Source organism: Cupriavidus sp. a3, assembly GCF_051015765.1.
Classification (GTDB): domain Bacteria; phylum Pseudomonadota; class Gammaproteobacteria; order Burkholderiales; family Burkholderiaceae; genus Cupriavidus; species Cupriavidus oxalaticus_A.
The window spans coordinates 4,099,035-4,112,339 of record NZ_CP170643.1 but is presented as its reverse complement, the minus strand read 5'-3'; the positions used below and the strand labels follow the sequence as shown (position 1 = coordinate 4,112,339).

General features: G+C 68.8%; 11 protein-coding genes. 2 read left to right on the top strand and 9 right to left on the bottom strand.

What is annotated here, in order from left to right:
• Positions 1-20 precede the first annotated feature (20 nt).
• The 9 genes from ACAD63_RS19585 to ACAD63_RS19545 form a co-directional block, all read right to left on the bottom strand.
• On the bottom strand, positions 21-650 hold the full coding sequence (locus ACAD63_RS19585) for a hypothetical protein (protein WP_133093755.1): 630 nt from the start codon (positions 648-650) through the stop codon (positions 21-23).
• The gene (glyQ, locus tag ACAD63_RS19580; protein WP_135704480.1) at positions 647-1,600 is read right to left on the bottom strand and encodes a glycine--tRNA ligase subunit alpha; all 954 of its coding nucleotides are present in this window, start codon (positions 1,598-1,600) and stop codon (positions 647-649) included. The genes ACAD63_RS19585 and glyQ overlap by 4 nt, the downstream gene beginning before the upstream one ends.
• 568 nt (positions 1,601-2,168) lie before the next feature.
• The gene (gene lnt / locus ACAD63_RS19575; RefSeq protein ID WP_133093757.1) at positions 2,169-3,776 is read right to left on the bottom strand and encodes an apolipoprotein N-acyltransferase; all 1,608 of its coding nucleotides are present in this window, start codon (positions 3,774-3,776) and stop codon (positions 2,169-2,171) included.
• Complete coding sequence (locus ACAD63_RS19570) at positions 3,773-4,660, bottom strand: HlyC/CorC family transporter (RefSeq protein ID WP_135704482.1); 888 nt, start codon at positions 4,658-4,660, stop codon at positions 3,773-3,775. The genes lnt and ACAD63_RS19570 overlap by 4 nt, the downstream gene beginning before the upstream one ends.
• Before the next feature lie 134 nt (positions 4,661-4,794).
• Positions 4,795-5,556 carry an rRNA maturation RNase YbeY gene (ybeY, locus tag ACAD63_RS19565; protein WP_135704484.1) on the bottom strand — a complete coding sequence of 254 codons (762 nt, stop codon included), beginning with the start codon at positions 5,554-5,556 and terminating at the stop codon, positions 4,795-4,797.
• Positions 5,557-6,555 (bottom strand): PhoH family protein, encoded by a 999-nt coding sequence (locus tag ACAD63_RS19560; RefSeq protein ID WP_133093760.1) that lies wholly within the window; start codon positions 6,553-6,555, stop codon positions 5,557-5,559.
• A 21-nt stretch (positions 6,556-6,576) separates the two neighbouring features.
• Positions 6,577-7,929 (bottom strand): tRNA (N6-isopentenyl adenosine(37)-C2)-methylthiotransferase MiaB, encoded by a 1,353-nt coding sequence (gene miaB / locus ACAD63_RS19555; protein ID WP_133093761.1) that lies wholly within the window; start codon positions 7,927-7,929, stop codon positions 6,577-6,579.
• Positions 7,930-8,015: 86 nt separating this feature from the next.
• The gene (locus ACAD63_RS19550; protein WP_434033184.1) at positions 8,016-8,429 is read right to left on the bottom strand and encodes a hypothetical protein; all 414 of its coding nucleotides are present in this window, start codon (positions 8,427-8,429) and stop codon (positions 8,016-8,018) included.
• Positions 8,430-8,539: 110 nt separating this feature from the next.
• Complete coding sequence (locus tag ACAD63_RS19545) at positions 8,540-10,225, bottom strand: ClcB-like voltage-gated chloride channel protein (RefSeq protein WP_135704488.1); 1,686 nt, start codon at positions 10,223-10,225, stop codon at positions 8,540-8,542.
• Between the two features lie 329 nt (positions 10,226-10,554).
• Here ACAD63_RS19545 and ACAD63_RS19540 point away from each other — a divergent pair, with 329 nt between their 5' ends.
• On the top strand, positions 10,555-12,165 hold the full coding sequence (locus ACAD63_RS19540; protein WP_135704490.1) for a DEAD/DEAH box helicase: 1,611 nt from the start codon (positions 10,555-10,557) through the stop codon (positions 12,163-12,165).
• A 4-nt stretch (positions 12,166-12,169) separates the two neighbouring features.
• The gene (locus tag ACAD63_RS19535) at positions 12,170-13,222 is read left to right on the top strand and encodes a serine/threonine protein kinase (RefSeq protein ID WP_434033183.1); all 1,053 of its coding nucleotides are present in this window, start codon (positions 12,170-12,172) and stop codon (positions 13,220-13,222) included.
• The last annotated feature ends 83 nt before the right edge of the window (positions 13,223-13,305 follow it).

Below are 13,305 nucleotides of genomic sequence, written 5' to 3'. Positions count from 1 at the left end.
GGTTGTGGCGCGCGCCGCTGTCAGCAGCGCGGCGAATGATTAGGTTCCACTCCGGACAGCAGCCACAGGCCGTTCTGTTGCCGGAATTGCAGCGTGGTGAAGGCGCATTGCGCGGCCGCCGCGGCGCTGGCGGCGCCGTTGCTGCCGCCGCGGCTGCCCGCGGCGGGGAAGCGCGCGTCGATGCGGCGCAGGCGCTTGTCGTAGCGGATCTCGTCGATGCGCCCGCCCACCCAGAAATCGATCTTCGGCGGCAGCTGGGCCGCCGAGTAATAGGTCTTGGTCTTGCGCCGGGTGCGGCCGTTGGTGGTTTCCACCTCCACCCAGGTCAGCGGGTAGCGGATCGCGCTTTCATAGGCGCGCAGCGGCACGCGGTGCCAGCCCAGGTCGCGCTGGCCCGACAGGTCGCAGGCGAACGAGCGCACCAGCTGCGTCCACTGGTCGAGCGCGTTCAGCGACGGGCGCCAGTGGCGCGACATGGCCAGCTGCAGCGCCTGCGGATCGGCCTCGCACACATTGCTGAGTTCGGCCGGCAGCAGTAGCGCCTGCGGCGCCGGGGCGGCCTCGGCGCGCGCGGCGGCGGCATTGCCGGCGGCAGACAGCGTGGCGATGGCCAAGGCGCAGCACAGCGCGCTGCGCGCCAGTTGCGTCATGCCCGGGCTCCGCCGTTGCCGCACATCGGGAAGCCGAGGGCCTCGCGCGAATCGTAGTAGGCCTGCGCCACCTGGCGCGACAGGTTGCGGATGCGGCCGATATAGGCGGCGCGCTCGGTCACCGAGATGGCGCCGCGGGCGTCCAGCAGGTTGAACGTGTGCGCTGCCTTCAGCACCTGCTCATAGGCGGGCAGCGCCAGGCGCGTGCCGGCCTGGCTGCCGTCGGTGCCCTCGGCGCCTTCGGCATTGCCCATCAGCCGCTTGGCCTCGCCCTCGTGCTCGGCGAAATGGCGGAACAGGATTTCGGTGTTGCTGTGCTCGAAGTTGTAGGTCGACTGCTCGACCTCGTTCTGGTGGTACACGTCGCCGTAGGTGAGGCGGCGCGTCTCGCCGTTCTCGACCCATTCGGTCCAGATGAGGTCGTAGACGTTCTCGACCTTCTGCAGGTACATCGCCAGGCGTTCGATGCCGTAGGTGATCTCGCCCGTGATCGGCTTGCAGTCGATGCCGCCGACCTGCTGGAAGTAGGTGAACTGGGTCACTTCCATGCCGTTGAGCCAGACTTCCCAGCCCAGGCCCCACGCGCCCAGCGTAGGGTTCTCCCAGTCGTCCTCGACAAAGCGGATGTCGTTCTGCTTCAGGTCCAGGCCCAGCGCTTCCAGCGAGCCCAGGTACAGCTCGAGGATATTCTCCGGCGCGGGCTTGAGCACGACCTGATACTGGTAATAGTGCTGCAGGCGGTTGGGATTCTCGCCATAGCGGCCGTCCTTCGGCCGCCGCGACGGCTGGACGTAGGCGGCGCGCCACGGCTCGGGGCCGATCGCGCGCAGGAAGGTATGCACGTGGGAAGTGCCGGCGCCGACCTCCAGATCGATGGGTTGCAACAGCGCGCAACCCTGCCGGTCCCAGTAGGCCTGCAGGGTCAGAATCATTTGTTGGAAGGTCAGCATATGAAGACTAGGTAGTGGCTGATCGGTCGGCTTGGGGCGAACTTGCGCCGCCCGGCGGGCTGGCGGCGCAGCGCGTGCCGGGGCCGCCGCATACGGATTTTGCCAAACCCTGAATTCTATCGGCTTTTTGGCCGCACGCCCCCATTGGCGGGGTGGCGGCTGGCGCGCGGGGGTGCCGGCGGATGTCGGGCTTTCGCAACGCATGGGGAAAATACCGACCCTGTTTTCAAGTTGCGGGAACGCTAGCCGATAACGTTTTTGTATACAGTATGAGTAAGCAACCCGCTTGAGAGCGTTGCGGTTGGCAGGCTTGGCCGTCCTGCCGGTAGGAAATTAACGTTGGGGACTTGGGATCATGACACTCCTTTCTCGCAAACCTTACTTGGTCGCAATCGCGGTCATGATCGCCGCGGCCGTCGTGTCGGTCGCGACCGGGCTGCTGAAATAGCGCAGCCGGCGCGCGCCTGGCGCGCCACGGATGCCGCGGATTATCGCGATCAGTGCGATCAGTGCGATCAGTGCGATCAGCGGCGGGAAGCCCGGCGCGCCAGCAGCGCCAGGCCGGGCTTCAGCCTGCGCGCCGCGAGCGCCAGGCAGCTGTGCCCAGCAGCAGCGCAAACAGCGCCAGCACCGGCGCGTTCCCCCAGCGGATATATGGGGTCAGCCCCTGCATGCCCTGCACCTCGGCCACCAGCGTGCCGACCGTGAAGGTGGGCAGGCGCGCCTGCACGGTGCCGTCCGGGCGCACCACCGCGGTCATGCCGGTATTGGTCGAGCGCAGCATCGGGCGGCGCGTTTCCAGCGCGCGCATGCGCGATATCTGCAGGTGCTGGTCCAGCGCGATGGTGTCGCCGAACCAGGCCAGGTTGGTCAGGTTGGCCAGCACGTTGGCGGGCGCGGGCTGCTGGCGCAGCGTCTGCGCGATCTCCTCGCCGAACAGATCCTCGTAGCAGATATTGGGCGCCACGCGCACGCCGCGCACCGGCAGCGAAGGCTGGTCGAGCCCGCCACGGCGGAAATCGCCCAGCGGCATCTTCATCATGTCGACGAACCAGCGGAAGCCCAGCGGGATGAACTCGCCGAACGGCACCAGGTGGTGCTTGTTGTAGCGGTACAGCCGCTCGGTCAGCGGCCCCAGCCCGAACACGCTGTTGGTGAAATCGACCGGCGAATCGGCGCCGGCCGCGCCGAACAGCACCGTGGTGCCGCTCTGCAGCGCGTAGTCGCGCACCGCCACGGCGACGTCGACCGGCAGATCCTGCAGGATCACCGGGAAGGCGGTTTCGGGCGTCACCACCAGGTCGGCGGGCTCGGCGGTGATCATGTCGCGGTAGAGCGCGATCGAGCGCTGGATGCCGGCGGCCTCGAACTTGATGTCCTGAGGCACGTTGCCCTGCAGCAGCCGCACCGTCAGCGGCTTGCCGGCTGGCGTGGTCCAGGCCAGCGGCGACAGCGTTGCGCCAAGTGCCGGCAGCAGCAGCGCCAGCGCCAGTGACACGACGGCAGGCGTGCGCGCACCGTGCCCCAGCCCGCGCACGGCCCCGGCCAGCAAGGCCGCGACAGCGGCCGCCAGCGCCCCGATGCCATAGACGCCGACCAGCGGCGCAAAGCCGGCAAGCGGCCCGTCGGTATGGGCATAGCCGCCCGACAGCCACGGGAAACCGGTGAACACGACGCCGCGCAGCCACTCCGACAGGCCCCACGCGGCACCAAACGCCAGCGGCGCGAGCAGCGCCGCGGCCCATGTGCCTGCGCGCAGCCGTGCCGTCAGCCGGTGCCACAGCGCGCCCGCCAGCGCCGGCCACAGCGCCAGGTAGCCCGAGAACAGCACCACCGCCAGCGCCGCCATCCACGCCGGCATCTCGCCGTAGACGTGCATGCTGATATAGAGCCACCAGATGCCGGACAAGAACCAGCCCAGGCCGAAGGCATAGCCGGTGGCCGCGGCGATGCGCGCGCGCGGCGCGTCGGCCATCAGCGCGGCCAGGCCGGCCAGCGACAGGATCTGCAGCCACCACCAGTCGTGCGGGGCGAAGGCCTGGGTGTGGGCAATGCCGAGCACGCCAGCGAGCAGCAGCCGAGCCATCGCGGCGGCGCGCGACCGCGCGCCGGGCACGCTGCCAGCACCGGCGTTGGCAGCAGCGGCGCCGTTGGGGATCGGGGCGGGATGCTTCATGCGCCGGCAGCGCTCGCGCTGTCAGGCAGGGATTCGCGGCGCACCTGCAGCAGGTGCACCTGCCGCGCGTCGGCGCGCAGCACTTCGAAGCGGATCGGCGGCAGGGTGATGACCTCGCCGCGGTGGGGCACGTGGCCCACGTGGTTGGACAGCAGTCCGCCCACGGTGTCGACGTCGTGGTCGGAAAAGCCGGTGCCGAAGGCCTCGTTGAACTGGGAGATCTCGGTCAGCCCATGCACGCGCCAGCTGCCGTCGGGCATCGGCAGGATATTGTCCTGGTCTTCGTCCAGGTCGAATTCATCCTCGATATCGCCGACGATCTGCTCGAGCACGTCCTCGATCGTCACCAGCCCGGCCACGCCGCCGTATTCGTCGACGACGATGGCGATATGGTTGCGGTTGATGCGGAACTCGCGCAGCAGGATGTTCAGGCGCTTGGATTCGGGGATGAATACCGCCGGGCGCAGCGTCTCGCGCAGGTCGAAGGCGGGATCGGTGTAGTAGCGCAGCAGGTCCTTGGCCAGCAGGATGCCGATGATGTTGTCACGGCTGCCTTCGTAGACCGGGAAGCGCGAGTGCGCGGTCTGCTGCATGAACGGGATGAAGGTCTCCGGCGCGTCGACGATATTGACCATATCCATCTGCGCGCTCGGCACCATGATGTCGCCTGCGGTCAGTTCGGAGACCTGGAACACGCCCTCGATCATCGACAGCGAATCGGCGTCGATCAGGTTGCGCTCATGCGCGTCCTGGAGCACTTCGAGCAGTTCTGCGCGGGTGTCCGGCTCGGGGGAGATCAGGTCTGACAGGCGTTCGAGAAGCGATCTGGGGCGATCGACCTGCTTCAGGTAGGCGGGCTTCGAACTGGGATAGGGGTCGTTCATTTCGCGGCGAGCGCGTGGTGGAGATCGACTGAAGGATACACCAAAAGGCTGTCGGTCCCGTGACAGCCGGGGGTTGGCGGCTGCTGGATGTGATGCCGGCGGCACCATGTCCGGTGCCGCCGGTGCGCCGCCAATCACGCGGTGCCGGTGCGCTCGGCGAGATAGGGATCCGCGTAGCCCAGCGCCTGCAGCGTCTCGGTCTCGATCGCCTCCATTTCCTCGGCTTCGGCGTCTTCCTCGTGCTCGTAGCCCTGGGCATGCAGCACGCCGTGCACGATCAGGTGCGCATAGTGCGCTTCCAGCGGCTTGCGCTGCTCGCGCGCCTCGGCCTCGACCACCGGGCAGCACAGCACGATATCGCCGGTCACGGGGTCGTCCTCGTTCTCCGCATAGGCAAAGGTCAGCACATTGGTGGCGTAGTCCTTGCCGCGGTAGGTGCGGTTGAGCAGCCGGCCTTCCTCCTCGCCGACGAAGCGGATCGTCAGCGCGGCATCGGCATACAGCGCCGACTTGACCCAGGTTTCGATCTTCCTGCGCGGCGGCAGGCCGTCCTGCCTGCCGATGCCGTCGCCCTGCTGGATCTCCAGCTCCAGCGCCGGCGGCGTGGCCGGGGTGCCGGTGGTGGTCACGACCGGCGTGGCGGTCACGGCCACGGACAGCGAGTCATGGTTGTCCGGGCGCACCAGCAGGCCGGCCTGCTGGTTGGTGTCGGTATGCTCGGCCAGCAGCGCGACCACGCCGTCGGCGGCCTGCGACAGGTCCAGCGTCAGGCTGCGGCCATCCGGCAGCTGCACGCGCAGCGCATGCGCGGCGCTCTTGCGCGCGCGGCCATCGCCATCGAACAGGGTCAGGCTGACGCCGGGGGCCTTGGATTTCTGGTCTTTCGGGGATTTCAATTACGCGTCCTTGTGCTGGGCGTGGTATTCGTCATAGGCATCGACGATGCGCGCCACCAGCGGGTGGCGCACCACATCGATGCTGGAAAAGCGGGTAAAGGCGACGCCGCGCACGTCTCGCAGCACATGCTGCGCCTCCACCAGCCCGCTCTTCTGGCCCTTGGGCAGGTCGATCTGCGTGATGTCGCCGGTGATCACCGCCTTGGAGCCGAAGCCGATCCGGGTCAGGAACATCTTCATCTGCTCGGGCGTGGTGTTCTGCGCCTCGTCCAGGATGATGAAGGCGTGGTTCAGCGTGCGCCCGCGCATATAGGCCAGCGGCGCGATCTCGATCATCTGGCGCTCGAACATCTTCTGCGTGCGGTCGAAGCCGAGCAGGTCGTACAGCGCGTCATACAGCGGGCGCAGGTAAGGATCGACCTTCTGTGCCAGGTCGCCGGGCAGGAAGCCCAGGCGCTCGCCGGCTTCCACCGCCGGGCGCGTCAGCACGATGCGCTTGACCGCGTCGCGCTCCAGCGCGTCGACCGCGCACGCCACCGCCAGGTAGGTCTTGCCGGTGCCGGCCGGGCCGATGCCCATGGTCAGGTCGTGCGACAGGATATTGCGCAGGTACTCGCGCTGCGCCACGGTGCGGCCCTGCAGGCCGGTACGGCGGGTGTGCAGCACCGGCGATTCGTCTTCGTACTCGCGCTCGTCCTCGGCGCTGTCGTTGCCGGGCAGGTAGGCACCATGCGCGGAGAGCTGGCGCGTTTCCACCAGCCCGAGCTGCACGTCGTCGATCGACAGCGCCGTGCGCGCCTGGTTGTAGAAGCGCTCCAGCGCGGCCGTGGCGTCCTGCGCATTGGCGCCGCGCACTGTCATGCGGTGGCCGCGGCGCTGGATGGTCACATCCAGCGCCTGCTCGATCTGGCGCAGGTTCTCGTCGAGCGGCCCGCACAGGTTCTGCAGCCGGGCGTTGTCGTCCTTGGGAGCGACGAATTCTGCGGAAGGGATCTTCATGTAGTGGGGTTGCCTGCAGGATTACTGGCGCACCACGATCTCGCCGCGCAGCGAGTGCGGGAACGCCTGCGTGATGCTGACATCGACCATCTGGCCGACCAGCCGGTCGCGGCCCGCCTGGGGCACACCGGGCAGCGCAAAGTTGACCACGCGGTTGTTCTCGGTGCGGCCATGCAGCTCGGTCGGATCCTTGCGCGCGGGGCCTTCCACCAGGATGCGCTGCACCGTGCCGACCATGCCCTGGCTGATGCGCTGCACGTTTTCCTCGATGGTGGCCTGCAGGCGCTGCAGCCGGCGCAGCTTGACCTCGTGGGGGGTGTCGTCGTGCAGGTTGGCCGCGGGCGTGCCCGGGCGCGGGCTGAAGATGAACGAGAACGACGTGTCGTAGCCGATCTCCTCGATCATCGCCATCAGCTTCTCGAAGTCGGCATCGGTCTCGCCGGGGAAGCCGACGATAAAGTCCGACGACATCGACATCTGCGGGCGCAGCGCGCGCAGCTTGCGGATGATGCTCTTGTATTCCAGCACGCTGTAGCCGCGCTTCATCGCCATCAGGATGCGGTCCGAAGCATGCTGCACGGGCAGATGCAGGTGGTTGACCAGCTTGTCGCATCGGCCATAGAGCTCGACCAGCCGCGAGGTGAATTCCTTCGGGTGGCTGGTGGTGTAACGGATGCGCTCGATGCCGGGGATCTCGGCCACGTATTCGATCAGCAGCGCAAAGTCGGCGATCTCGGTGGTGTCGCCCATCTTGCCGCGGTAGGCGTTGACGTTCTGGCCCAGCAGCGTGACTTCGCGCACGCCTTGCTCGGCCAGGCCGGCCACTTCGGCCAGCACGTCCTCGAACGGGCGCGAGACTTCCTCGCCGCGGGTGTAGGGCACCACGCAGTAGCTGCAGTACTTGGAGCAGCCCTCCATGATCGAGACGAAGGCGCTCGGGCCTTCCACGCGCGCCGGCGGCAGGTGGTCGAACTTCTCGATCTCGGGGAAGGAGATGTCCACCTGCGACTGGCCGGTGCGCTGGCGGCGCGAGATCAGGTCGGGCAGGCGGTGCAGCGTCTGCGGGCCGAACACCACGTCGACGTACGGCGCGCGCGAGACGATGCTGGCCCCTTCCTGGCTGGCCACGCAGCCGCCCACGCCGATCACCAGGTCGGGCTTGACCGCCTTCAGCGCCTTCATCCGGCCCAGCTCGGAAAACACCTTCTCCTGCGCTTTCTCGCGCACCGAGCAGGTGTTGAACAGGATCACGTCGGCATCTTCGACGTTGTCGGTGGGTTCCAGCCCCTGGCTGGCGTTGAGGACGTCGACCATCTTGTCCGAGTCATACTCGTTCATCTGGCAGCCGTACGTCTTGACGAAAACTTTCTTCATATGCCGATCTCAGTGGTTGACCTGGGGGCATCAGGGTGTTGCAACAACGCGCGGTCGCGTGGGGCACGCCGCGCTCTTTCGGGGGACTACGATTTCTGTTTCAGCGCCTTCTGCTCCGGCTCGTTCAGCACCCAGGCGGTCAGCAACTGGCCGTAGAGGTCGAGCTTGTACCGCACCGGCAGCTTCTGGCCTGCCACCGCGGCCGTGGCCAGCAACTGGTTGTCGGTCCCGAACAGGCGCAAGCCCGGTGCCACGCCCACGGTCTTGCCGTCCAGCGTGGCGGTCTGCGGCGCGGAGGCCGACGGAGCGGCGAGCACCAGCCTGGCTGCCGACGCGTCTTCAGGGATCACCCGCACCGGCTGGGCCGAGGCGGCGGCCGCGCCGAGCAGCAGGGCCGTTACCGTCACCGCCACCGTTACGCCCGCCAGCCACGGCAACCGCCCGCGCAAGGAACTGGCAACTTCCGGCGCCTCGCGGCGCATATCACGACCTGCTGGCATGGGGAAACTCCGTCAAGTAAGGCGAAGCGTGGGTGGGATGGCCCGGAGCGGGCGCAACCGGGCATTTTACTCGTTTGGCGCCTCCCCGGGGCGGCCCGGCGAGATGGCATTCAGAACAGGCAGGATGCCTCTTGCAGCACACGTTGCTTCGACACGGTACCGATCAGCTCACGGTCGACCCTGTCCCGCACCAGCGGGATCCGGTTGATGCCGTGTTCGGCGAACACCTCGAGCGCATCGCGCAGGCGCGAATCGGGCGTTAGCGACGGGAAGTCGCGCTCGGCCAGCTCCAGCACGCCTTGCTGCGAGCCTTCGCGCTGGGCGCGTTGCACGGCGTGGATCGACAGTGCGCCCAGCAGGCGCCCGTCGAACTGCACCAGGTAGAGATAGCGGGTACCGGTCTCGGCGAATTTGTCGGCGGCCTCGGCCAGGCTGGCGTTGGGGTCGAGCACGGTGGCGGTCGGGTCGCACAGCCCCGCCAGCGTCATGGTGCGGGCGTGCTCGGCCGCGGCCGACGCCTGTGCGCGCTCGGCGATCACGCTGTACAGCGACAGCGTCTGGCAGCGCGATGCCGTGTAGTACGCCGCCACCGCGCCGATCATCGACGGCAGCAGCAATGCCGGCGCCAGCGTCATTTCGAACACCATCAGCACCGACATCAGCGGCGCCTGGCTGGTCGCCGCCAGGAACGCGCTCATGCCGACCAGCGGCAGCAGCGGCGTGGCACCGTCGGCGACGCCATGCATGGCCAGCGCCAGCAGTTGCCCCAGCGCCGCGCCGACGAACAGCGACGGGGTGAACACCCCGCCGACCGCGCCGGAGCCCATGCTGATCACCGTGGCCACCAGCTTGGCCAGCAGCACCCCGGCCACCGGCACGCTCAGCGGCTGTTCCTGCAGGATGGTCTGGATGGTGTGGTAGCCGTTGCCCACGACCTCGGGCACTGCCATCGCCAGCACTCCCACCAGCGCGCCGCCCAGCGCCAGCCGCGCCACCGGCCCGCCCGGCACCGCGGCGAAGCGGCTGCGGGCGAACCCAGATGCGCGCAGGAACAGCGCGCCGACGATGCCGGCCGCCACGCCGAGTCCGGCTGCCGCCAGCAGGATATGCGGGCGGAGGTCCGGCGCGATAACCAGGCCCGGATACAGCGGCTGCAGTCCGCCATGCCACTGGCTGACCATGGCGCCGGCTACCGACGCAAGGAACAGGGGCATCAGCCGCTGCACTGCCAGTGCGCCAAACACCACTTCAGCGACGAAAACGGCGGCGGAAAAAGGGGTGTGATAGACGGTCGCCAGGCCCGCCGCGGCGGCGCAGGCGGTCAGCATCCGGCGCATGTTCGAGCCGCCGCCGCGCTCCAGCCGGGTGGTCGGAAACAGCGAGCCGCACAGCGCCGCCAGCTGGATCATCGCGCCTTCCTTGCCGACCGAGCTGCCGCTGACGATGGAGAAGAACGAGGACATGGCCCGCAGCAGCGTGATCCGCACCGGCAGCCGGCCGCTGCCATTTGCCACCGCTTCCATATAGTCGGTTGCGCCGCTGTGGCTGCTGGCCAGCCGGTTGGACAGGACCAGCAGCGCGCCGGCCAGCGCACCGCCCACCGCGGGTACCACCACGCGCCAGCCCAGCGCCAGTGCGGCAAAGACGACCACCACGTCGGCATGGCTGGAAAAAAGCACCACGCCGGCACCTTCCAGCGCCTCCTTGAACAGCGTGGTCGCAATGGCCGCCACGATGCCGACCGGGATGGCCGCAAACAGGGTGACTTCCTGGTCTTCGAGGAAACGCAAGCGCATGGCGGGCTCCGGGGCGCAGCAGGGGGCCGGGGCAGTCAGGATGGGCAGGCGCCACTGCGGCGCCTTGAGGGCGGGCCGCCTGCGGAGCCATTCATGATAGCGCAGCGTCACCTGGCCGCGCCGATGTGTGCTGTCGCGCATGCGGCGCTGCCGCATGTGCAGAACCGGCTCGCGACGGACTGGTACACTAGCGACCTTTCCCGCGGGCGGGCCACTGGCCTGCCGGGCCGGCCTTCCGGCCGCTCCTGTTACCGATACCGAACATCGATTACACGAGCCATCCCGCGATCCGCGCACCGCGTGCGCAGGGATGGCCAAAGCAGCAATTCATGTCTTTCTCCGAACTCGGCTTGTCCGAAAAGATTGTGCGTGCGGTGGCCGAACAGGGCTACACCTCACCGACTCCCATCCAGGCGCAGGCGATCCCGGCCGTCCTCAAGGGCGGTGACCTGCTCGCCGGCGCCCAGACCGGCACCGGCAAGACCGCCGGCTTCACCCTGCCGATGCTGCACCTGCTGTCCGAGTCCGCCGCGGCCCGAGCCGCCGGCAATGCGCCGCGCGCCGGCAAGCCGCCGGTACGCGCGCTGGTGCTGACGCCCACTCGCGAACTGGCCGCGCAGGTCGAGGAAAGCGTGCGCAACTACGGTAAGTATTTGCGCCTGCGCTCCATGGTGATGTTCGGCGGCGTCGGCATCAACCCGCAGATCGAGCAGCTCAAGCGCGGCGTCGATATCGTGGTGGCCACGCCGGGCCGCCTGCTCGACCACGTGGCCCAGCGCACCGTCGACCTGTCGCAGGTAGAGCTGCTGGTGCTCGATGAAGCCGACCGCATGCTCGACATGGGCTTCATCCACGATATCCGCAAGATCCTCAACGTGCTGCCGGCCAAGCGCCAGAACCTGCTGTTCTCGGCGACGTTCTCGGACGATATCCGCGCGCTGGCCGACCGCCTGCTGAACAACCCCGCCTCGATCGAGGTGGCGCGGCGCAACACCACCGCCGAGACCGTCGACCAGCGCGTCTACCCGGTCGACCGCGAACGCAAGCGCGAATTGCTGGCGCACCTGGTGCGCCAGCACGACTGGCACCAGGTGCTGGTGTTCACCCGCACCAAGCACGGCGCCAACCGCCTGGCCGAGCAGTTGACCAAGGACGGCCTGTCGGCGCTGGCGATCCACGGCAACAAGAGCCAGTCGGCGCGCACGCGCGCGCTCTCCGAGTTCAAGGCCGGCACGCTGCGGCTGCTGGTGGCGACCGATATCGCCGCGCGCGGCATCGATATCGACCAGCTCCCGCACGTGGTCAACTTCGACCTGCCCAACGTGCCCGAGGACTACGTGCACCGCATCGGCCGTACCGGCCGCGCCGGCGCCGAGGGCGAGGCGATCTCGCTGGTCTGCGTGGACGAGCATGCGCTGCTGCGCGATATCGAACGCCTGATCAAGCGCAAGATCGAGCAGACCGTGCTGCCGGGGTTTGAAGTCGACCCGAGCATCGCACCCGAGCCGATCCAGAAGGGCCGCCAGCAACGCGGCGGCGGGCAGGGGCAGGGGCAAGGGCAGGGCCGCGGCCGCAGCCAGGCACGCCCGGCCAACGCCGACGGCGAGCCGGCACAACGCGCGCGCGCGCCGCGCCAGGCCCACGATGCACCGCGCCAGGGCCAGGGCGGCCAACCGCGCCAGCGGCAGGCCGAAGGCGGCCAGCGCCGCGGCGGCGGCAACGGCAATGGCAACGCCGGCGGCAATGGTGGCGGCAATGGTGGCAGCAATGGCGGCGCACGCGGCGGCGCACCGCGCCAGGGCAGCCAGGAGCCGGCACGCGGCCAGCAACGCGCCGCCCAGCCGGCGCGCCAGCAGCACGATGCGGCCCCGGCCCCCGTGCGCAACCGCCGCCCGGCGCCGCAGGCCGCACTGCTCGGCGGCAACCGCAACCGCGACTGACACCATGACAGCGTTCACCGCCCCGGCCGATTCCGGTATTCCCTATGCCGGCCTGACGCCTGAGCGGATGCTGGACGCGCTCGAAAGCGCGGGCCTGCGCCCCGACGGGCGGCTGCTGGCACTCAACAGCTATGAGAACCGGGTGTGGCAGGCCGGCATCGAGGACGCCGCGCCGGTCATCGCCAAGTTCTACCGCCCCGGCCGCTGGACCGACGCGGCCATCCTGGAAGAACACGCCTTCGTGCAGCAGTTGGCCGATGCCGAGATCCCGGCCGTGCCCGCGCTGTTCTTGCCGGCCGGTGCGCCGGATGCCGGCACGCTGCGCTACCACGCCGGCTTTCGCTTTGCGGTGTTCCCGCGCTGCGGCGGCCGTGAGCCCGCGCTCGACCGCAAGGACACGCTGACCTGGCTCGGCCGCTTTATCGGCCGTATCCACGCCACCGGCGCGGCACAGCCTTACCAGGCCCGGCCCGCGCTGGATATCGACACCTTCGGCATTGCCCCGCGCGACTGGCTGCTGGCCAGCGGCTGCATCCCCGTCGACCTGCTGCCGGCGTGGCAGTCGGTCGCCGAGCTCGCGCTGGACGGCGTGCGCCGCTGTTACGAACGCGCCGGCGACGTGCCGCTGCTGCGCGTGCATGGCGACTGCCACCGCGGCAACGTGCTGTGGATCGACGAAGACGATGCGCGCGGCGGCAGCCTCGGAGCGCCCGGCCCGCACTTTGTGGATTTCGACGACAGCCGCATGGCGCCGGCGATCCAGGACATCTGGATGCTGCTGGAGGGCGACCGCGCGGCAATGCAGGACCAGCTGGCCGACATTGTGGCCGGCTATGAGGACTTCGCCGAATTCCGCACGCGCGAACTGTGGCTGGTGGAGGCGCTGCGCACCCTGCGCCTGCTGCACTACAGCGCCTGGCTGGCCAGCCGCTGGGCCGACCCTGCCTTCCCGGCCGCGTTCCCGTGGTTCGGCACCGCGCGCTATTGGCAGGATCGCATTCTTGAACTGCGCGAACAGGTGGCCCTGATGGACGAAGCGCCCCTGTGGGGCGCTTGACGGCTGCTGCAACTCCCCTCTGCCGCTTGCGGGAGAGGGAGAACACCTTGCTTAGGCTAGCTCGGGGTGGCTTGGGAGCACCT

Bases quoted from the DNA above. Each gene is read 5' to 3' on its own strand.
- ACAD63_RS19535 (WP_434033183.1), top strand. From the start codon at position 12,170: ATGACAGCGTTCACCGCCCCGGCCGATTCCGGTATTCCCTATGCCGGC.
- ACAD63_RS19540 (WP_135704490.1), top strand. From the start codon at position 10,555: ATGTCTTTCTCCGAACTCGGCTTGTCCGAAAAGATTGTGCGTGCGGTG.
- ACAD63_RS19550 (WP_434033184.1), bottom strand. From the start codon at position 8,429: ATGCCAGCAGGTCGTGATATGCGCCGCGAGGCGCCGGAAGTTGCCAGT.
- ACAD63_RS19570 (WP_135704482.1), bottom strand. From the start codon at position 4,660: ATGAACGACCCCTATCCCAGTTCGAAGCCCGCCTACCTGAAGCAGGTC.
- ACAD63_RS19545 (WP_135704488.1), bottom strand. From the start codon at position 10,225: ATGCGCTTGCGTTTCCTCGAAGACCAGGAAGTCACCCTGTTTGCGGCC.
- lnt (WP_133093757.1), bottom strand. From the start codon at position 3,776: ATGAAGCATCCCGCCCCGATCCCCAACGGCGCCGCTGCTGCCAACGCC.
- glyQ (WP_135704480.1), bottom strand. From the start codon at position 1,600: ATGCTGACCTTCCAACAAATGATTCTGACCCTGCAGGCCTACTGGGAC.
- ACAD63_RS19585 (WP_133093755.1), bottom strand. From the start codon at position 650: ATGACGCAACTGGCGCGCAGCGCGCTGTGCTGCGCCTTGGCCATCGCC.
- ACAD63_RS19560 (WP_133093760.1), bottom strand. From the start codon at position 6,555: ATGAAGATCCCTTCCGCAGAATTCGTCGCTCCCAAGGACGACAACGCC.
- miaB (WP_133093761.1), bottom strand. From the start codon at position 7,929: ATGAAGAAAGTTTTCGTCAAGACGTACGGCTGCCAGATGAACGAGTAT.